The sequence below is a fragment of the Burkholderia sp. MSMB2157WGS genome (assembly GCF_001532755.1).
Classification (GTDB): Bacteria; Pseudomonadota; Gammaproteobacteria; order Burkholderiales; family Burkholderiaceae; genus Burkholderia.
In genome coordinates this window covers 77,403-97,004 of the sequence record NZ_LPJG01000001.1, presented here as the reverse complement: position 1 = coordinate 97,004, position 19,602 = coordinate 77,403, and the positions used below count along the sequence as shown (strand labels likewise).

Sequence of the window (19,602 nt, the reverse complement as noted above, 5' to 3'; positions counted from 1 at the left end):
GTGTTCATCCTGTCGAGTGATCTGCCAGATAGGGGCGCAGTGCAAGGGCGAGCGGAAAAATCGCCAGCGCGGTCAACGCGGTCGCATACGTGGCGCCGTGCACACCGATCCTGTCGCCCAGGAAACCGTAGAGAACCGGAGATATCGCGCCCGACGCGATCGTCCCAGTATAGAAAATTGCGAATGCGCGCTCGGTGCGCTCGGGCGCAGACATTTCCGGGACGGTTCCGTACAGCACCGACGACGTGCCGTTGAGCATCATGCCCAGGATCGGCAGCAGCACCATGGTCAGCATCAACGGAAGATACATCGTCGCGACGATGCACACAGCCGTACCGCCCTCCGTGAGCAGCACCGTCCTCACCATACCCATGCGCGCGCCGAGCCAGCCGCACATGAATTTGCCGGCCGCGCCCCCGATGAAAACGAGTGCAAGGGACGTTCCCAGCAGGTGAGGCGAGACGCCCTTTGCCTGGAGCAGAAAAGGCAGAAAGGTAAGCAGTCCCATGCGTACGGCCGTATCGAGCACGCCGATGGAAAACAGCGCGGCGAATCCGCTTCTCCCCGTGCCGCCGCGTCGAGCGGACGCGGGCTCTTTTGCCGGCGCCGTTGCGGCGCCGCGCGGCACGGTGGGAAACCAGAGCGCGATGACGGCGGCCACGACGCAGCCCAGTCCGGCGACGATCCAGAGCGCGCGACGCCACGACATCATCGTGACGAGCAGCGAAATGACGGCCGGCAGTGCCGATTTCCCCAGATCGCCGGAAAAGTTGTAGAGGCTCAGTGGGCCTCTCGCGTTGCGCCCGTAGATGCGGGAGACGGCGCCCGATGCGATCGGATGCTGGGTGCTGGAGCCGCCGCCCGAAATCGCCAGTGCGACGCCGAGGCCGAGCAGGCCGCCCGACAGGCCCGCGATCGCATAGCCGAGCGCGGCGAGCAGCGTACCGACTGCGAGCGTCGCGCGGCTGCCCAGACGTTGTGCGAGACGCCCGGCGGACAACTGCAGCGTCGCCATCGTACCGGCATAGACGCCGCGCAGGATAGCCAGCGCCGCAAAGTCGAGCCCGAATTCCGACTGCCACACGGGTAGCAACGCGTAAATCATGTCGGTATAGCCGTCATGCATGGCATGGGCAATGCAGGATAGCCACAGCACGCGCGGCCGCGATGGTGACGTCTCCCGCACGACGGGAGGGGAAAAAACCGGCAAGCGCATCGTCATTCTCTCCGGACGAGCGGTGGATGAAAGGCCGCTCGTGGTCTGCTTTTCAGGCGCGACGGGTAAATTCTATGACCGGGATGCCAGCCGTTTCAATTGAGCTAAAATCCCGTCGACAGAGAGAAAAAGTCACGTCATGAACGAAAACCGAGGCGCCGCGAAGCACCGGGACGAGTTGCCCCCGCTCAATGCGCTGCGCGCGTTCGACGCGGTTGCGCGGCACGGCAGCTTCGCGGGTGCCGCGGCGGAGCTGCACGTGACCCATTGGGCCGTCGGAAAACAGATCAGGTTGCTGGAGGACTGGTTCGGCCTGCCGTTGTTCGATCGTCGCCCGCGTGGCGTCGTGCTGACCGACGAAGGGGCCGCGTTGCTGAACGACGTCAGCCACGCGTTCGAGCGCCTGGGCACCGCGGTGGTGCGGCTGCGTCACAACCCGTTCGCGCACCGGATATCGGGCGTCGTGCGGGTGAATGTGCCGATGAGCTTTGCGCTTTGCTGGCTGTTGCCGCGGCTCGCCGATTTCCATTCGCGGTATCCCGACATCGACGTCAGGGTGTCGACGACCTCGCGCAAGCTGCGCTATGTCGCGGACGCTTTCGATATCGGCGTTCGCTCCGGGCCGGAGCAAGGCGCGGGCGTCGTGTCGCGCCCGTTGATGCCCGACCTGCGCGTACCGGCCTGCAATCCCGCGTTGTTGCGCCAGCATCCCATCCAGAGCGCGACCGACCTGCGCCATCACACGCTGCTGCATTCGGCCACGACGCGCTCCGCCTGGTCGCACTGGTTGAAGGAAGCGGGGGCTTCCGATCTGCGAGCCGCGCGCCATGTCGAATTCGATCACGTGAATCTTCAGCTTGGCGCGGCCGTCGAAGGGCTCGGCGTGGCGCTGGCGTCGCTGCCGCTGATCGCGCGCGATCTTGCCGAGGGGCGCCTCGTGTGTCCCATCCCATCGCCTGTATGGCGCGCCGACGACTACATGCTGGTGACGAACGCCGATCGCGCCGACGATGCGGCCGTGTCCGCGTTCGACGCATGGATGGAAGGCATGGCGAATCAGGAGGGGGCCAGGCTCGCGGATCAGAGCGGGCGGTGATGCTGCGCCCGCGAGCGAACGCAGTCCAAGGGTTTCTTTGGATTCCTGATGACGAGATTGAAAAACCGGCGACGGTTTTACCAACGGCAGCGTGCTTCGCCGGAGTAGTGCGGTCACTACCCCGGACTGGCGGATCGGCGATCAGAAGCCGTGGAACATGCCGATGTTGACCTGAACCTGGTTGCCGCCCGACGAGGTGTTGCCAAAGTCGGCAGCCGAAGCCTGCGCGCCCTTGGCATGGACGTAGGCGCCCATCGCGTACAGCGCGGTACTCTTCGACAGCGAGTACGTCGCACCCAGCGACACCTGGTTGATCGAGGCCATCGTGCGACCTTCGGCCGCTTGCGTGGGCGTGGCCGCGGAACCGTATACATACGTGTAACCCGTCGCCAGCGACAGCGCCGGCGTGACCCGGTACTGCAGGAGCGCACCCAGCACGTTGAAGTGGATCGACGGCTGGCCGTCGTTGCCCTGGTACTGAGCGTTCGAGTAGCGCAAGCCCGCCGTGTACGGACCGACCTGGTATTGGGCGGCGATTTGCGCGATGCCCGCACTCTTGAACGCATTGCCGCCGTTGTAGCCCGAACTCGGATAGCCGAGCGCGCCACCGAAACTCGGTTGAGCGGTTGCGTTCAACCAACCGTTCTCGCCCTGGTTGGCCGCGTGAAAGTAGCCGCCGGCGACCGTCAGGCCACCTTGAGCGTAGGTCGCGGCCGCCGACCACGATTGACCCGAGCCCATTGAACCGGCAACGCCGCCGAACGAGTACGCACCTTCGGCCTGGAAGCCGTGGATGATCGGCGAAATGTACTTCACCGCATTGTTCTGGTTCGTCGTGTTGTCGTTGTTGTCGACGTCGCCCGGCGTCGAGAACGTCGACGCGGAAATGGCGTCGCCCGTCAGGACCTGAACCATTTCCGTCACGGCATCGAGCTGGCGCCCCATGCGCAGCGCGCCATACTGATCGGACGCGAGACCCACGTAGGCCTGGCGGTTGAACAGCGAACGCGTGGAACCGATGGGCCCTTGGCCGCCTATCCCGCCTGTCGCGATGTTGAAACCATTCTCGATCTTGAATACCGCCTGGAGGCCGCCCCCAAGGTCTTCTTGCCCCCTGAGGCCCCACTTGTTCGAACCCGAGGCGCCGCCGTCGAGGCCGAACCGGCTGTGGCCATTGATGTTCGACGTATAGCCGATACCGGCATCGAGCATGCCATACAGCGTGATCGACGACTGGGCCATGGCTGCCGAAGATGCTGCGAAGGCGGCAACGGCGATGACGCTGATGTTGATTTTCTTGTTTTTCATCTGCATTTCACGGTCAGGGGTGGTTTCGGGATGGGTTGAAACGGCTTTTGTCGTATTCACGGCTTGCGCGTCGTCTCGGTCGTGACGGCCGGCGTCATGTTCGCCAAAGCGGCATATCGAGTTCGATCATTTCGTGATCCTTAAAAATATGCGTGGAGAACCGCCGAACTGCTCGACCGTCGAACGCCATGCCCGCGCCATACTTGCGCGCCAGGCCGGCGGCGGCGAAACCGGAGGTTGCTCCACCTGCGACGAAAGACGAGCTGGAAATATCGGCGATCCTTGCGGACGGACCGAGCGTCAGGTTCAGCCACTGGCGACGTGCGCCAATCGTTTCGCCGAGCGTCAATAAGGCGTGGTCGCGCTTTGCAAGTGGAAAAACCATATCAGGAACATAAATTCCCGTCAAAATTTGTTTGATATAAGTTAATCTCGTTTGATGACCTGGCGCCTTACGGAGTTTCCCCTATAAGGGGCGGCGCGAGAGCGAAGTGTTATCGAGGTGCGCGCCATCACGCTGATGATGTCGGCGACGGCAAGCGAATGCGGGCGAGGGGGCGATAGCGGGCTGCAAGAACCGCTACGAAGAGCAACGATCTCGGAAAGGAAAGTACCGGTCGGCAGTTCGTGGTGACAAATGCGCAATATCAGTCAAATTCGATCGATCGACCAGCGGAGAGCCGCCGCCGAAAATCGGTCGCCAAGGTTAGTCCTTGGTAACCGTTCCATTTTCTCTCGGATTGCAATAATCGAAGCGGAAAAGGCGATCGTCGAGTACCCGCCCGTATTGGCCAGAAACTCGCGAAACGAGCGAATGACGCTACCGTGCGGCGGTGCGCTGAAGGAGGCGAGCGTTGCGACAGCCGTCGTCGCACGCGAACTCGATCTTCGCGCGGGCGAACGGGTAATGAGGACGCCGGGCGAACCGGTATTTCCGGGCAGCCAGCCAGCGCCCGGTATCGGCCCCCGGTGGCGGCGATCGAACTTCGATCGCAGACGAAATCAGCCCGCGATTTGGCGTTGCATTAGATAGAATTTCATGTCGTCGCGGCCATGCATTGAAATCGGTATCGGATCGCGTTCAAAGCCGAGCATTTCGTAGAACGGGTATGCCGATTCGCGCGCGGTACACCAGAGCAGGGTGCCGCGCTGTTTGCGAACATGGCGAATGGACAGATTGACCAGCAGGCGTCCGAATCCCAGCCCGCGTACCGACGGATGGACGGCCATGCCGCGAAGGCGCCACGCTCCGGAGTTCGAAACGCCGGATTGTTCTTCTTTACACACCGATGCCACGGCAACGATATCGTCGTTGTCGCGAACGGCAAAGTGCAGGGTCGTTGGAGCGTGGTCTCCGTCCAGCGCGCTTCCCTCTTCATCTCCGGCCATCAACACCGCGGCCCTCAGGGGATAGGTTTCTTCTGCACGGACGGCACAGATGGTAAAGCGCACATCTTGTGAAGTCATATAATTATCGGCTCTCTTCGTGACGCAGATTTTCTTCCAATTCTCTTTCGGCATGCCCACTCGCAAAATTAGCAGTTGCCGGGCACGCCCAGTAAGGGTAATTTCCTATCAGTTTCTTTTTTGAATCATACGCTAACTGCGATCACAGATGACGTCGAAAGTCTCGACAGATGCAGAACTGGCCTACGACGAGATTCGATCGAGGATCTTCGACGGCCGTCTTGCGCCTGGGCAGAAAGTATCCCACCGAGGCCTGTCGGACGAACTGGGTTTCGGCCAAATGCCGGTGCGCAGCGCATTGCATTTGCTCGAATCCGAAGGGCTGGTCGTCGTGATCGAAAAGAGCGGCACTTATGTCGCGTCGCCGACGACCAGCGATCTGCGCGAAATTTTTGAAATGCGGCTGGCCCTGGAGAGTACCGCAGCGTTTCTTGCCGCGAGATCGGGTGTCACGGCAGGTCTTCGCGAGGCGGCGGAAAAAATGCGGAAACTGGTCGACCAGGACGTTTCGGACATCATGCTCGAACAGCGTATCGGTTGGGTGTTTCATCAAGAGTTGTTTGCTGCCGCACGGAACGCGCGAATCTCATCGGCGTATGGTCTATTGCGGGCTCAGACCTTGGCCCTGAACGAACTCCCGCGTGGCGACGCCGAAACCGTCCGGCGCGGCACGATCGAGCACTTGCACATCTTTCAAGCAATCGAAGCGAACGACGGCGAGCTTGCGCGTCAGCATATGTGGAATCACATCGTTGACGGTACGCCGGCACGGATAAAACTGCTAAAGGCGCGGCATGAACACGAAAAATAAAGGGCTTTCTCTTCCGATGCAAATGCTTGGCGGCCTCGTGCTGGGCGCCGCCTGCGGCGTGTTTGCGCCGGGCTTTGCCGCGAAGCTGGGATTTCTGAGCACGATGTTCGGCCACGCGATCAAGATGGTCGTCATGCCGTTGATCTTCCTGTCGGTCACGGTCGGGGTCTTTCGTGCGGGCAGGCTTCGCGAGCGGCTTGGCAAGGTCGCACTGTTCAGCATCGGCTTCTTCGTCTGCATGACGGGCTTGGCCGCATCGTTCGGGCTGCTGCTCAACTTCGTGTTTCGACCGGGTCTCGGGGCGAGCATGACGCACTCCGGATCGATGCCCGCGGCGCTCGCGTCCAGCATCGACTGGACGAAATTTCTCGTCGATTTGATCCCCGCCAACATCGTCGCCGCGCTTTCCGCAGGGAATTCTCTCCCGGTGCTCGTGTTCGGCGTCATTTTCGGCGCGGCATTGTCGGCTGCCCCGGAGCGTGCCGAGCCCGCGATCGCCGTTTTCGAGGCGCTGCTGTCGGGCTTGTTCAAGATGATCCAGTGGGTGATCGCATGGTCGCCGCTCGCGATCTTCGCCGCGATCGCGCAGTTGTTGTCGGCCAAGGGCTTCGCGGGCGCGCATTCGCTCGTCGAGCTGCTGGGCGTGGCCTATCTCGGCATGGCGGTGCTGGCGGTGGTACTCACCATCGTCATTCGCGTCGCCGGTCAGTCGCCGCTTGCCGTGCTCAGGAAGGTGAGGGAACCGCTGATCCTCGGTTTCACGACGCGTTCGTCCGAAATTACCTATCCGCTGCACCTGAAGAAGCTGGTTGAACTGGGCGTGCCTTACGGCGTGGCGTCCACGATCTTGCCTCTGGCATATATTTTCAATCGCGACGGCGCGGTGCTCTATACGGCCCTCGCGGTCGGCTACCTGGCCGACGCCTATCACCTTGCCTGGTCCTGGCCGCTGGTGATCACGATTCTGATCCTGACGATCGTCACCATCGACGGAGCGGCCAATGTGCCCTCCGGGGCGATCGTGGCAATCACCATCGTCCTCACGTCGATCGGCTTGCCGGCCGATGCGGTACTGCTGCTGTTGGGCGTCGACGCCTTTTTCGACATGGGGAGAACCGCCCTCAACGTCTACGGAAGCACGGCGGCAGCGGCCGTTGCGGTGAGGCTTTCCGGTTCGGACAGTATGGCCGCGGAGACCGTGACGCGTCAGGCCAGCGCGTAGGTGCGTCGAAACCGCCGGGCGCCCGCACGCGTTTCGGCGTTGCGCGCGCCCGGTGCGAGGCGCCGGCGTGCGTCCACTCGGGCATCCGGGCACGGCGCGGGCCGGGTTGGATGAACGAGCGTATCGATCGAGTGGTAGTTGGTAGAGCGACGTATCATTGCAGGAGAAACATGATGGTTGGTTCGGAATCCGCAGATTTTTTCATGCTGCGTTTAGGCACGCCGCATCCGTCGTGGACATTCACCGATGACAGCAACATGATCGGCATTGTCGATTGCGACGGGGTGATGAGCGCCACGTTCGAGCTGGATCGCAACCAGGTCGCACGGATTCGAGGATTGGGCCGATCGGTGGAGAGAATCAAGTGTACGTGCGAGCGCGGCGGCCGGGAGCTGCACTTTTATCTCCATGGCAGACGGGTGTCTCAAGGCGTGTGGGCCGGGGTCGCGTCAGCCGATCCCGACTATCTGCCGACCGACGCGATGATCGCAACATGGGACGTGCCGAAGACAGTCGATGCGTTCAGGTTGACGGACGTCGGTGCAGGCATGATCGCTTCGGTTAGCCCGGCCTGAACTGCGATCACAGTTTGTGCGCGGGCTTGAGCCGGAACACCCCGATCGGTGGGCCCGATCGTTCGACATGCCCGTCTGTCCGCACGCGTACGTCGTCTGATGCATGCGGTCCTGGCACACTCAACCTCGGATCGCCAGGACCGATTTGCTGGCCAGTTCATCGGTCAGCGCTTTTTATTCATTGAGCCGATTGAATCGGTTCGCTTGCTGCGCGCCCTCCGATCAGGAGGGGCGCGCGGCGCTGAGGTCTCCTTCGAGCGAAGAAGCCGCGAGTCGGCACGCGAGCGCGACGCATCGAGCCGCCCGGAGGAGAGCGCATCATCCTCGGTGCCCGGCTGGCTCCGCACCGCCAAGCGGAGCGCTCGCCTTCCCGTGCATTCCGCCAGCCTGATTGCCATGACCCCGACCTTCGTCCCCGTCACGCACGCCGACGCCGAAACCCTCGTCGCGATCCGCATCGCCGCGATGCGCGACAGCCTCGAACGCATCGGCCGTTTCGATCCGCAGCGTGCGCGCGACCGGTTTCTCGTGTCGTTCGATCCGGCGCTCTGCCGTTTCATCGAAGTCGACCATTCGCGTGCGGGCTTCTACACGCTTCGGCCGATGGCGGATCACTGGTTGCTCGATCACCTGTACATCGTGCCCGCGCATCAGCGGAGGGGCATTGGCGCCGCCGTGCTGCGCGAGATCCTTGCCGAAGCCGACGCACATCGGATGTCCGTTCGCGTCGGCGCATTGCGCGGCAGCGACTCGAACCGCTTCTACGAACGGCACGGCTTCGTGCGAACCGACGAAGCGGAGTGGGACATCTACTACCGGCGCGGACCCGGCGCGTCGACGACATAGCGCGTGTGCGATGCAGGCCGGTTGAAATCGACACGCGCACATTAGCGTTTCCACCAATGCGGAAAATGCGGAGTCGGCCGATGTTGCAGAGAGGGCGTAAATAATTGATCCGAGGCCGATTATGACGACATCTGCAACAAACGACGCGAATGCCGTGCCGCTCGAAACGTCCGACAGCGCGGCGGCATCCGGCGACGCCGCCCGCGTCCCGTCGATCCTGCTGGTCGACGACGAACCGAACGTGCTGTCGGCGCTCAGGCGTGTGTTTCGGCCCACCGGCTACGACATCGTGACCGCCGACAGCGGCGAGGCCGCGCTCGAGATCCTGGCGTCGACCGACATCGACCTGATCGTGTCCGACATGCGGATGCCGCACATGAGCGGCGCGGAATTCCTGGCGCGCGCGCGGGGGCTGTATCCGGACACGATGCGCATTTTGCTGACCGGCTATGCGGAGATCGCGTCGGTCATGCAGGCCGTCAACGAAGGCGGCGTGTATCGCTACCTGAACAAGCCGTGGGACGATCACGACCTGCTGTTGACCATCGAGCAGGCGCTGGAGCAGCGCCGTCTGCGTCGCGAAGCGGCCCGGCTGGCGGCGCTGACGGAGGCGCAGAACGAAGCGCTGCGCCGTTTCAATACGGACCTCGAAACGCAGGTGCGCGCGCGCACCGAAGAGCTTGGCCAGACGGTGATGTTTCTCGAGGCGGCGCAAAGCGACCTGAAAAGCAGTTTCACGGCGATGGTCCAGGTGTGCGCGAGCATGATCGAGCTGCGCTGCGGGGCCGCGAGCGGGCATGCGATGCGGGTCGGCGAAATCGCGCGACGGCTCGCGCTGGCGGCCGGGATGAGCGAGCTGCATGCGCAGGACGTCTATTTCGCCGGGCTGCTGCACGGCATCGGCAAGCTGTCGCTGCCGGACGAATTGCTGCACAAGCCGCTCGCGCGGATGACGACGGACGAGCACCGCATGTTTCAGGAGCATCCGTTGCGTGCGCAGATGGTGCTCACGCCGGTCGCGCAGCTGCACAAGGTCGCGTCGATCGTGTTGCACCAGTACGAGCGCTTCAACGGCCGTGGCACACCGGACGGTCTGGTCGGCGACGCGATCCCGGTCGGGTCGCGGATCGTCGCGATCGCACGCGATTTCGAAGGGCTGCGCAACGGCGAAATCGGTGCGCCGCATTCGATCGAACAGGCGATCGACGTGTTGCGCTCGCAGGCGAGCGTGCGTTACGACCCGCAACTGGTCGCGCGCTTCGTCGAGTTGATGCGGGATCCGGCGAGTCTCGGCATCGCGGCGTCCGTCGCGGAAATCCGGTCGGCTCAACTGCGCGAGGGGATGCAGCTCGCCGACGATCTGCGCACGCATCGCGGCGTGTTGTTGATGACCAAAGGCAGCGTGATGTCCGCGCACCAGATCGAGCTCGTGCGCCGCTTCGAGACGCGCGAGGGCACGCCATTCGACATTCTCGTACTGGCCCGTCCGGCCGGGCAGCCGCACGCACCCCACGCAGGCGCGCCGCCGGCCTGACGTCGAAACGCCGGCCCGATCGCCGCGGGGTGCGCGCGACCGCCCGCGCCGCGGCGATGCATTCAACCCGTTCGGGGCGTCCGATCATGCATGGCATCTACAACGTTCCGCTCGTCCTGCTGTCGCTCGCGATCGCGACGCTTGCGTCCTATACGACGCTCGACCTCGCCGCGTTCATCTCGCTGCTCGACGATCCGAAGCTCAAGCGCGCATGGCTGGGCGGCGGCGCGGCGGCGATGGGCACCGGAATCTGGTCGATGCATTTCGTCGGCATGCTCGCGTTTTCGTTGCCGGTGCCGCTCGGCTATGCATGGCAGGAAACCGGCGCATCGCTGGCGATCGCGGCGCTCGTATCGTATTTCGCGCTGAACGTCGTCACGCGCGCACGGCTCGCCTGGTGGCGGCTGTGCGCGGGCGGCGCGCTGATGGGCGGCGGGATCGCGGGCATGCATTACACGGGGATGGCCGCGATGCACATGCAGCCCGGCATTCGCTACGATGCCGCGCTGTTCGCCGCGTCGATCGGCATCGCGGTGATCGCGTCGACGGCCGCACTGTGGATCGCGCAGGCGCTGCGCATGCAGCAGGCGCGCCATGCGACCGCGCAACGCATCGGCGCGGCCGTCGTCATGGGCATCGCGATTACCGGCATGCACTACACGGCGATGGCGGCCGCGCATTTCGCGCCGGATGCGCGGTGCGGCGCCGCGAACGGGGTCGACGCGCCGTGGCTCGCGACGACGGTCGCGTTGTTTACGATGGCGACGTTGGTCGTCACGCTGCTGGTGTGCCGTTTCGATGCGCGCACGACTTTCCTGCGCGGGATGACCGACACGCTCGAACGGCTCGTGCGGGTGAGAACGAGCGAACTCGAACGCGCGCTGCATAGCTATGAGCAAACGACACGGATGCTGCAACGCACGCGCGAGAACATGGCGGCCGAGATCGACGAACGCAAGGCCGCGCACGCGCTGCTCGAACAGGAGAAGGACGAACAGCGGCGTTTGCTGCAGGCGCTCGAGGAAACGCACGACCAGTTGCTGCAGTCTGAAAAGCTCGCGTCGATCGGCCAGCTCGCGGCCGGCGTCGCGCACGAGATCAACAATCCGATCGGCTTCGTCAGCGCGAACCTCAATACGTTGAAGACGTGGGTGCGCAGCCTGCTCGACGTGATCGCCGCACATGAAGCCGTGCTGCCGCAGCTCGACCCCGCCGCCCGCGACGCGTTGACGGCCGTGCGCCGCGCGGCGGATCTCGACTATGTCCGGGACGAGATCGCGATGTTGATCGACGAATCGATCGACGGCGCGCTACGCGTGCGGCGCATCGTGCAGGACCTGCGCGATTTCTCGCGGCCGGCCAGCGACGAATGGAGCGTGGTCGATCTCCATGCGGGCCTCGAGAGCACGCTCAACGTCGTCCACAACGAACTCAAGTACAAGGCCGACATCGTGCGCGATTACGGCGATGTCCCGCACGTCGAATGCCTGCCGTCGCAGCTGAATCAGGTTTTCATGAACCTGCTGGTCAACGCGGCGCAGGCGATTCCGGAGCGCGGCGTGATCACGATCCGCACGTCGAGCGACGGCGATCACGTGTCGATCGCGATCAGCGATACCGGCGCCGGCATGACGCCCGACGTCGCACGACGGATCTTCGATCCGTTCTTCACCACGAAGCCGGTCGGGCAGGGCACGGGGCTCGGACTGTCGGTATCGCACGGCATCGTCGAGCGTCATCGCGGCACCATCGACGTGACCAGCGAGCCGGGGCGCGGCACGACCTTTCGGATACGGTTGCCGGTTCGACGTGCGGGCGACCGCGCGAACGCGGTCGCGCTGGCGCAACGGGCGTGACGACACGACGACATGACGGCGAGCGGCCGCGGTCGCGGGCGCCGTGTGTCATGCCGATCGCTTGCGGCGCTGACGGCGAAAGAAATGCCAGAACATCGCGGTCGCGTCCGGCCCCGTGGCGGAATGGAACGGCTCGTCCGGATCTCCGCCGCTCCATGCATGCCGCAGCCCGCGAACGACACACACCCTGACGACCAGCCGTCCACGCTTCAGATAATCGATGTAGTCCGCCTCGTCCTGCGCGTAGCGGCGTTGCTCGCCGACGCGGATCGCGCCGTGTTCGTCGACGAGCCGGTTGAGTCGTGCGAACGCGATGCCGAGCTGCGTCGCATTGCGGTCGGTCACGACCGTGTCGAGCGCGCCGTGCACGACGAGCGCCGGCATGCCGGGATAGGACGCGACGTCGACGCACGCGTCGAGCACTTGGATCGGATCGTCGCGGATGCCGCGACGCATCAGGCTCATCGCGGCCATCGTCGACGACGGCGGCGCGAGGGCCGGGCCCGAGTGCAGGCCGACCGCCGCGAAGCGGTCGGGATACCGTATCGCCAGCGCCGCGGCGAGTCCGGCGCCCGCGGACATGCCGGCCACGTAGATCCGGTCGCGATCGAAGCCGTGGCGCCGCACGATGGCGTCGACCAGCGATGCGACGGCCGCGGCTTCGGACTGGGTCGTGTCGCCATGCCAGTGCCAGCAGCGATGCGCATGGGCCGTCTTGGCCTGCTCGGGAAACAGCACGGCGAACCCGGACCGCTCCGCGAGACGGCACATACGCGTGCCCGCGGCGAACGATTCGGCGGTCTGCTTGCAGCCGTGCAGCATCACGATGGCCGGCATGCCCGCTGTGGCCGCCGGGGCGACGGGGAGATACAGCGCGTACGCAAGATGGTTCACGAGCCGGCCGGCGCTCGGGCCGGCGGAATGAAACGAGCGGAGCCAGGTGCCGGGCGGCTTGGCCGACGGGGCGCGCGCGCCGTGCGTGGAGCCGGTCCGGCTGGCGGTACGGGCGGCGGTGGTGGCGGGCTTGGCGGTCCGCGGAGCGGCCTTTTTGGTCGCCTTCTTGACGACCGGCCGCGACCTGCCGACCGGCTTCTTCGGGCGCGCGCCGGTCGCGATCGCAAACAGGTCGAGAGGCCGCAACCAGAGGCTGGATTTTTTCCTGGGCATGTGCAGTTTCGTGCCGGCGGTCGGCCGTGGCAGGAAAATATGGCCGAATCCGGCGTCGGGATGAAAGTCGAACGAGCGCGGCGCAAGGTTCGTGCTGCCGGTGCCGCGGCAATCGAACGGCGTCGCACCGATCGTCGGTCATGCTAGCCGCCCGGCGTGACGTGTGTGCGAATCGAAGGTCGCTTCGGCCCTGTTGCGACCGGCCATTCAGTAGCATATCGTCCAAAGGCGCCGGATATCGGCGCTCGACAGCGGCAGGCGGGCGCGCGGTCGATCGAAGCGGCCGCTCGACGCGCTTCGCCCACGCCGCCGAAAACGACCACGGCGATCGAATCGCCGGCTGACACCGATATTCACGTAATATCGTGCGGTTCGACCGAAGTGCCCATCGTTCATTCCGTTGTGAGGAGCGCCATGCGGCTTGCTGATTTCATCGTACGGAACATGGAACCGATCCTGGTGCAGTGGGAAGCGTTCGCCGCCACCCTGTTACCGGCCGCGAGGAACATGAACTCGATCGGGCTACGCGATCACGCGCGTGAGATTCTGACCGCCGTCGCGAGGGACATCGCGACGCCCCAAACGAGAGAAGCGCAACGCCTAAAATCGCTGGGGCACGCGCCCGAGCCGGTGAATGCCGGAGAGACGGCCGCCGAGACTCATGCCACCCTGCGTGCCCGGCGGGGCTTCAACATCAACCAGCTGGCAGCCGAGTATCGGGCGCTGCGGGCCAGTGTGCTGCGCCTGTGGATCGACGAGTGTCGGCCGGGCGTGCCCCATCTGGACGACGTGATTCGCTTCAACGAGGCGATCGATCAAGCGCTGGCGGAATCCGTCGCCTTTTTTACCGAAGAGGTCGAGCAGGCTCGCAACTTGCTCCTCGGCATGCTGGGCCACGACATGCGCACGCCGCTGCAGACGATCCTGGTCACGGCGTCGTATCTCGCCGCGCTCAATGCAGGGGAGGAGGTATCGGAAGCAGCCGCGCGCCTGATCAGAAGCGGCGCCCGCATGCACGGCCTTCTCGAGGATCTCTGCGATTTCAATCGAACCCAGCTCGGACTGGGCATCAACGTCGTTCCCCGCAAGATCGATCTCGCGCACGTGCTCGTCAATGTGGTGGACGAATTGCGGGCAGGTCATCCCGATCGCGAAATTACGCTCGATATGAGCGGCGATCTTCGAGGTGAATGGGACGATCAGCGAATGCAGCAACTGTTGAGTAATCTGGTGAGCAATGCCGTCAAGTACGGCGCGGCCGGGACACCGGTGCGGGTGATGGCCGAGGCGAGCGGCGCAGAAGTGCTCATCGAGGTCGGCAATAGCAATAACGGCCCGGCCATCGATCGGCTCACGCTGGACCGCATCTTCGATCCGCTCCAGCGCGGAGCGGATGGTTCGGAAAGGACGGGTGACGATGCCGGCCTGGGACTCGGCTTGTTCATCGCCAACGAAATTGCCAAGGCGCATCGCGGCCGGATCGACGCGCGTTCCGATCGGACGGAAACCGTATTCGCGGTGCGGCTGCCGAGAGGTGTGTGAGCCGTGTGACGCGGGGGAGCATGGGCCGGGGATGTGTTGGCTTCGGGCGAGTCCGCTCGGAGGCTCGTGGGATGGTGGTGCGGCGTCGTTTGGGGCGGCGGTTGCGGCTGTTTGCTGCCGGTGGGCTCAAGTGAATCGCGACGAGTTGCTTTAGCCGATGAGTTCGCAGTGGCCCGCATGCGATCGCTCGAGGTTTGCCAGCCGGCTTGCGATCGGGGATGGTGATAGGGTGTTACCGGCCGGAAGCGGACAATCGACGTCAACGCCTAGATCGTTGACAATGGCCGTGCCGGTCTGTCGATGGCCGGACGCGGAAATCCAGATCGTAAGTCTCAATTGCTGTCGAACGGGACAACCAGATGAAACTCCAGGCCGGATATGATCAGACGTTTCAGTATGTGCGACAAAACGCGCACGGCCTGACGTACAACGTTGGATTTCACGTATATCAGCGCAACGACGGGACATTCATATTCGGCTACGAAGTCGTGCAGGAGGCAACCGATTTTCGATTCGGAAACGGCGCTAGTAGGTTTGACTTCGAGGGCACGCGCGAAGAAGCGGAAGCACATGTGCGGGCATTACTAGAAAAGATGATCGATAATCTGACGGACGAAGACGGGGAGAGAGTAACGCGAACGGGCGAACGTGCCGGTTATCGGATTGTCGAATGGAACGACGGAACTGACGGGGCTATCGAGGACTTAGTGCTACGCTGTCCGGAATTAGTGCTCGGGCGATATGTCGCAATTGCAAGTTGTGACAGCGGACCATATACGCCGACCGATGAGGAATTCACGGCGGGATGGTCAAAATTCGGCGAACTCGCGGTCAGTCCATCAGTCAGGGCGGTATCGCAGCTTCCGATGCCAGGCTTTGATGAGTGGTATGTGTACGATCGGCTTATTAAGTTTGAACCCCATTCAAACTTCGTGAATCGTGTAGGTTTTAACCCGCTCAACGTCAATGACAAATACACCGAAGAATTCTGGAGACAGGTTGCCAAGTTGGAACCTCTGCACGTGCTTGGATCGGGCACACCCCGGTTTGTTCTTGGTCACGCGTGACGAATTGCTTTTCCAGGCAGCAGTTCGTGAAGTAAAGCTTTGAGGGCGACGGGGTACGCGTTGTTACACGGCAGCGCGCGTGGCGGCCAGCAGTAGATCGAAAGTGACCGCAATACGTAGAGGCGACTGTCTCTTATGGGTCGGAACAAGACGCTCGACATTCGACGCAAGACTGCTGACAATCCTGCGTTTCGGACCTTGTCGGATATGTCACATGCCGCAGTCGCAAATGTTGAAAATGTTGCCGCCCGAGATCGCGCGGCACTCAATTTCACATAGGGAGATCGTCCTTCCGTTCGACGCGGCTATTGCCGCAGTCGATTGGTGTGCGATCAACCAGATTCCCATCCTCGGTTGGGAAGGATGGATTCGGTCTGCGGATGGGCGGGTCGGTCACGGCAATGCACAGCAAGGAACAACGAGTCTAGAAGGTCTTTCGGTGCGCGATGCGGCCGACTTCTGTCGTCGGACAATCTGCGCTGCCGCATTGGACTGGACGAAAATGCATCCAGAAACAACGGATCGACTACATTTCTGCATCACCGTCGATGCGACGGGTGTCGCAGAAAGATCGTAAGGCAATTGGCGGCCAGGAGCGGTCGGTAGCCCTCGCGTCTTGTATCGGCAACAATCACCACAGCGACCGACGTTTTTCCCAACGACTACTGCGAGCGAATCCGTGATGCCCGATTTACTTAATGAAACCGAGCGACCAACATGGTTTGCTTATCCGCGCCACTTTGTCCGGGCTGTTGAACTGAATATCCTCAATTTGGATCCGTGGCAGCTACTGGAGGGAAAATGGCTCCGCGTTCGGCTGGAAGGGCTGGCTACGCGATATCCCGATCGGCAGTTGGTTCCTTTCTTCCGGGATACGAGTAGCGACGACATAGCCTGTTGGGAGGCGGGCAAGGGCGAACGAGTGCAGATCGTTCATGATTTCGCGTCGCCAGGGTGGGAATGCGTCGGCGAGTTCGAAAATTTCCTATGCTGGTACAAGGCCACCGCAGAGATCGCATTGGACTTTGAGTGACCGCTTGCGAGATACTTACCACCCATCATGTGCGTCGACAGTCAGCCTCGCCCGTTTCGGTCAGAGCAAGAAGTTCTTTCTCAAATCGCCCAATTTAGTCCGGCCGGCGGGGACTGGTTACCGCTCGAGCGTCTTTTGGAAGATCTCTGGAGCGTCGGGGTGTCGGAAAAATCGTTGAGTGTTCTATTCGGTCTTTTTGAACGATTCCCCGATAGTGATGGGGCGGGAGTGCTGTGGAGCATTGTTCACGGGGTCGAGAGTCTTGACATTCCTTATGAACAGGAGCTGACAAAGTCGCTCTCGCAATGCTCGTCTCACATGGGCAACATAATGATGTCGCGATTACGGCGCAGTCTTGAATGATGTGCTGGCTGACGAAGAGCTGCAAAGCGGAGGGTGCAATGGCGGAATTGAACATCGCGGAAGTTCTGTATCCAAGCGGTGCACTTAGATACCGCTATAGCAGATACCTGGCCACTGATGGGCGGCGATGGATTCGGCATGGCCTCTTCGTCGAATACAGAGAGGATGGCACTCTCGCGTCTGAAGGAACGTACGAACACGGCGTTGAGCACGGAGTCTGGAAGGATTTCCATCCAAACGGACAACTAGCCGCCCTTGGGGACTACGATCACGGAACCGAGGCAGGGAACTGGACGTATTGGGATGCTGAAGGGCGACGCGAGATAAAGTGACGGGCGATCGCAACATTGGTTGCTCTCGAAAACGGGGAAGGAGTGGCTACTAACGGCCCCTGATGGCCCTTGCGGTGGGCGCGGACATCCGGTCAAGCGGCTGCTGCCGGCCAGAGACGGTCGTTCAAGTCCATGCCCTATCGTGATCGCGCATAATCGTGCTGCATCTGGTGGGCCAGACGCTGCTTGGAGGCGAGCTTCAGCAATGAAAAATATTCAGATCATTGACGGCGCAGAAAATTGTGTTTATGACATTTTTGCAGCAACAGACGAGCAGTTTGACTTGATATTTCCGAACGAGACTGACATTGCATTCATCGACGAGGTTTATGGCCGATCGGATGAGGCGTCGTTGAATGCTGCTTTCGCCGAGATATGGACTCGTCCGGTGAAAAAGAAGGAGGCGAGCGGTATTCACGGCACGCTCTTCTATGGGCTTGAGCAGAAGAAGAAATACTGTCCTTCCAGGAAAGACGATGAGGCAGTCAATCCTAACGGAAGCCATTTGCGATAGTGAGATTTTTTTAGCGCACGACGCGCCAGCGTAGATCAGAAGTCTCACATGCGTTACCTGCGCCGATGAACTAAATGACCGCTTCGTGCAGGACCGACCGACCGCTTCGGGGCTATAGCCGAACGCGTCTGGCTGCAGCTGGCCATGAACGGACAGTCGACGGGGTTGCCTCGATCGTTGACGATCGACCTGTCATTGCCTTGGTCGCGACTCTCCGTTGTGAGCGTCGATGCTAATTTACGGAGATTCTCAGCGCTTATGGCTATCGTTTGGGGACCATGCTGCTTTTGCGGGCAGTCGATAGAGAAGACCGAAACTGATCCGTGCGAGGTCTGCGTTACAACTGCTGAGGGACCTCGAAAATCGCAGGTTTGGTTTTGCCACGGCCAATGCTTTCGTGATCGACTGGGTTCTCCGCCTGATGAAGCCCGTCCCGAATTCTTCGACCCAGCATACTTTTGATCAACGCCGACTACGCCGCGCCACAATCCATATCGAAATGTCCAACGTCGGCCAGCAACGGACCTTCGGCCGATGCGTTGAGCGACCGCCCCCATGGCAGTTGCACTGTGCAAACGGCCATTCAATCGTTCGGTTGGCGACTTCGCATCGACGGAAATTCTAAAGGGGCGCTGGCAGCGAAACGGATGCGCGGACGCCGGAGACGGGCCTCCCAACGCGTTCGATGCCGCCTTGCAGGGGTGCGCGGCGCGCGGGCGGTGTCGGGTATAGTCAGCGGGTTCTTTATCCTTACGGTATCCGTTCAATGGAATCAAGACGCAAGACAGTGGGCGTAGTCGCGCCCGCGGGTGTGCCCGATCCGCAAGCCATCGAGCGTGGCATCGCGCTGGTCGAGAGCTGGGGCTTCAAGGTCACGACGGGCGCGCATCTCGGCAGCCGGTACCGCTATTTCGCTGGTACCGCCGAGGAGCGCGCGGACGATCTGCGGCGCATGCTGATGGACCCGTCGATCGACATCGTCTGGCTCGCGCGGGGAGGATTCGGTTGCGCGCATCTGCTCGAGCACCTGCCCGACGAGATTGCGACGCCGAAGACGATCATCGGTTTTTCCGACGCGACGTCGCTTTTCTGCGCGCTCGCCGACCGGCCCGGCGTGCGCTTGTTGCATGGTCCGACATTCCACAGCCTGGCGACCAAGGTCGACGACGCGACGCGTGCCGACATGCGCGCCGTGCTGACCGGTGGCAAACGCTCCCCGCTGAGCCTGCGGCATTTGTCCGGCGCCCGTGGTGCGGTGCGGGGACGTCTGTGCGGCGGCAACGTGACGGTGCTCGCGAGCGTCGCGGGTACACGCTGGTCGCTTCGCTCACGCGACGCGATCGTACTGCTGGAAGACGTGACGGAGTTCGGCTACCGGCTCGACCGCAGCCTGACGCAACTGCGTCTGAGCGGCGCGTTCGACGGGGCCCGCGCGTTCGTGCTCGGGCAATTCACGCGCTGCCCGATCCCGGACGGCGCGGATTTCACGCTCGAGCAGATGCTTGTCGACGTGCTGGGCGGCTTCGGCTTGCCGATCTACTCGGGTCTGCCGATCGGACATGAACACCGCAACATCACTTGGCAGTACGGCAACCAGGCTGCCATCGAGAACAGCGCGATCCAGTTCGTCGCGTAGCGTCGAATCGGTTCTGT

The 19,602-nt window shown here is 62.6% G+C and carries 20 protein-coding genes; 15 read left to right on the top strand and 5 right to left on the bottom strand.

Features of this window, described 5'->3' with window-relative positions; all coding sequences use genetic code 11:
• Positions 1 to 4: 4 nt before the first annotated feature.
• Complete coding sequence (locus tag WT53_RS00365; protein WP_060258159.1) at positions 5 to 1,216, bottom strand: MFS transporter; 1,212 nt, start codon at positions 1,214 to 1,216, stop codon at positions 5 to 7.
• Here WT53_RS00365 and WT53_RS33745 point away from each other — a divergent pair.
• Complete coding sequence (locus WT53_RS33745; RefSeq protein ID WP_179948978.1) at positions 1,137 to 1,319, top strand: hypothetical protein; 183 nt, start codon at positions 1,137 to 1,139, stop codon at positions 1,317 to 1,319. The genes WT53_RS00365 and WT53_RS33745 overlap by 80 nt on opposite strands.
• A gap of 36 nt (positions 1,320 to 1,355) precedes the next feature.
• Positions 1,356 to 2,312 carry a transcriptional regulator GcvA gene (gene gcvA, locus WT53_RS00360; RefSeq protein WP_034208994.1) on the top strand — a complete coding sequence of 319 codons (957 nt, stop codon included), beginning with the start codon at positions 1,356 to 1,358 and terminating at the stop codon, positions 2,310 to 2,312.
• A 141-nt stretch (positions 2,313 to 2,453) separates the two neighbouring features.
• Here gcvA and WT53_RS00355 read toward each other — a convergent pair whose 3' ends face one another.
• The 3 genes from WT53_RS00355 to WT53_RS00345 all read right to left on the bottom strand — a co-directional run bounded on the left by WT53_RS00355 (position 2,454) and on the right by WT53_RS00345 (position 5,087).
• Positions 2,454 to 3,620: a porin gene (locus tag WT53_RS00355; protein ID WP_059830188.1), complete on the bottom strand. Its 1,167-nt coding sequence runs from the start codon at positions 3,618 to 3,620 to the stop codon at positions 2,454 to 2,456.
• 94 nt (positions 3,621 to 3,714) lie between these two features.
• Positions 3,715 to 4,005, bottom strand: coding sequence for a hypothetical protein (locus tag WT53_RS00350; RefSeq protein WP_060258117.1), 291 nt, complete (start codon positions 4,003 to 4,005; stop codon positions 3,715 to 3,717).
• Between the two features lie 617 nt (positions 4,006 to 4,622).
• Positions 4,623 to 5,087, bottom strand: a complete 465-nt coding sequence (locus WT53_RS00345; RefSeq protein ID WP_060258152.1) for a GNAT family N-acetyltransferase — start codon at positions 5,085 to 5,087, stop codon at positions 4,623 to 4,625.
• A gap of 148 nt (positions 5,088 to 5,235) precedes the next feature.
• Here WT53_RS00345 and WT53_RS00340 point away from each other — a divergent pair, with 148 nt between their 5' ends.
• The 6 genes from WT53_RS00340 (at position 5,236) to WT53_RS00315 (ending at position 11,931) form a co-directional block, all read left to right on the top strand.
• A complete protein-coding gene (locus WT53_RS00340) occupies positions 5,236 to 5,898 on the top strand; it encodes a GntR family transcriptional regulator (protein ID WP_034208996.1) in 663 nt (220 codons plus the stop codon).
• Positions 5,882 to 7,120, top strand: a complete 1,239-nt coding sequence (locus tag WT53_RS00335; RefSeq protein WP_082725049.1) for a dicarboxylate/amino acid:cation symporter — start codon at positions 5,882 to 5,884, stop codon at positions 7,118 to 7,120. The genes WT53_RS00340 and WT53_RS00335 overlap by 17 nt, the downstream gene beginning before the upstream one ends.
• A gap of 170 nt (positions 7,121 to 7,290) precedes the next feature.
• Positions 7,291 to 7,695: a hypothetical protein gene (locus WT53_RS00330; RefSeq protein WP_060258113.1), complete on the top strand. Its 405-nt coding sequence runs from the start codon at positions 7,291 to 7,293 to the stop codon at positions 7,693 to 7,695.
• A gap of 396 nt (positions 7,696 to 8,091) precedes the next feature.
• Positions 8,092 to 8,541 carry a GNAT family N-acetyltransferase gene (locus tag WT53_RS00325; protein ID WP_060258108.1) on the top strand — a complete coding sequence of 150 codons (450 nt, stop codon included), beginning with the start codon at positions 8,092 to 8,094 and terminating at the stop codon, positions 8,539 to 8,541.
• Positions 8,542 to 8,662: 121 nt separating this feature from the next.
• Positions 8,663 to 10,075, top strand: a complete 1,413-nt coding sequence (locus tag WT53_RS00320) for an HD domain-containing phosphohydrolase (protein WP_060258106.1) — start codon at positions 8,663 to 8,665, stop codon at positions 10,073 to 10,075.
• A gap of 86 nt (positions 10,076 to 10,161) precedes the next feature.
• Positions 10,162 to 11,931 (top strand): histidine kinase, encoded by a 1,770-nt coding sequence (locus WT53_RS00315; protein ID WP_034209000.1) that lies wholly within the window; start codon positions 10,162 to 10,164, stop codon positions 11,929 to 11,931.
• A 48-nt stretch (positions 11,932 to 11,979) separates the two neighbouring features.
• On the opposite strand, the gene WT53_RS00310 is transcribed toward WT53_RS00315, so the two are convergent.
• Positions 11,980 to 13,098, bottom strand: a complete 1,119-nt coding sequence (locus WT53_RS00310; RefSeq protein ID WP_034209001.1) for an alpha/beta fold hydrolase — start codon at positions 13,096 to 13,098, stop codon at positions 11,980 to 11,982.
• Between the two features lie 414 nt (positions 13,099 to 13,512).
• On the opposite strand from WT53_RS00310, the gene WT53_RS00305 reads away from it, so the two are divergent.
• The 7 genes from WT53_RS00305 to WT53_RS00290 all read left to right on the top strand — a co-directional run bounded on the left by WT53_RS00305 (position 13,513) and on the right by WT53_RS00290 (position 19,585).
• Positions 13,513 to 14,640, top strand: a complete 1,128-nt coding sequence (locus WT53_RS00305; RefSeq protein ID WP_034209002.1) for a sensor histidine kinase — start codon at positions 13,513 to 13,515, stop codon at positions 14,638 to 14,640.
• Between the two features lie 359 nt (positions 14,641 to 14,999).
• The gene (locus tag WT53_RS33255; RefSeq protein ID WP_155294499.1) at positions 15,000 to 15,707 is read left to right on the top strand and encodes a hypothetical protein; all 708 of its coding nucleotides are present in this window, start codon (positions 15,000 to 15,002) and stop codon (positions 15,705 to 15,707) included.
• 214 nt (positions 15,708 to 15,921) lie between these two features.
• On the top strand, positions 15,922 to 16,284 hold the full coding sequence (locus tag WT53_RS33250) for a hypothetical protein (protein WP_155294500.1): 363 nt from the start codon (positions 15,922 to 15,924) through the stop codon (positions 16,282 to 16,284).
• A 105-nt stretch (positions 16,285 to 16,389) separates the two neighbouring features.
• Positions 16,390 to 16,740, top strand: coding sequence for a hypothetical protein (locus WT53_RS00295; RefSeq protein ID WP_034209004.1), 351 nt, complete (start codon positions 16,390 to 16,392; stop codon positions 16,738 to 16,740).
• 359 nt (positions 16,741 to 17,099) lie between these two features.
• Positions 17,100 to 17,435: a toxin-antitoxin system YwqK family antitoxin gene (locus WT53_RS31540; protein ID WP_306453920.1), complete on the top strand. Its 336-nt coding sequence runs from the start codon at positions 17,100 to 17,102 to the stop codon at positions 17,433 to 17,435.
• Between the two features lie 205 nt (positions 17,436 to 17,640).
• Positions 17,641 to 17,949 carry a hypothetical protein gene (locus WT53_RS31535; protein WP_034209005.1) on the top strand — a complete coding sequence of 103 codons (309 nt, stop codon included), beginning with the start codon at positions 17,641 to 17,643 and terminating at the stop codon, positions 17,947 to 17,949.
• Positions 17,950 to 18,715: 766 nt separating this feature from the next.
• Positions 18,716 to 19,585, top strand: coding sequence for an LD-carboxypeptidase (locus WT53_RS00290; protein ID WP_034209006.1), 870 nt, complete (start codon positions 18,716 to 18,718; stop codon positions 19,583 to 19,585).
• The last annotated feature ends 17 nt before the right edge of the window (positions 19,586 to 19,602 follow it).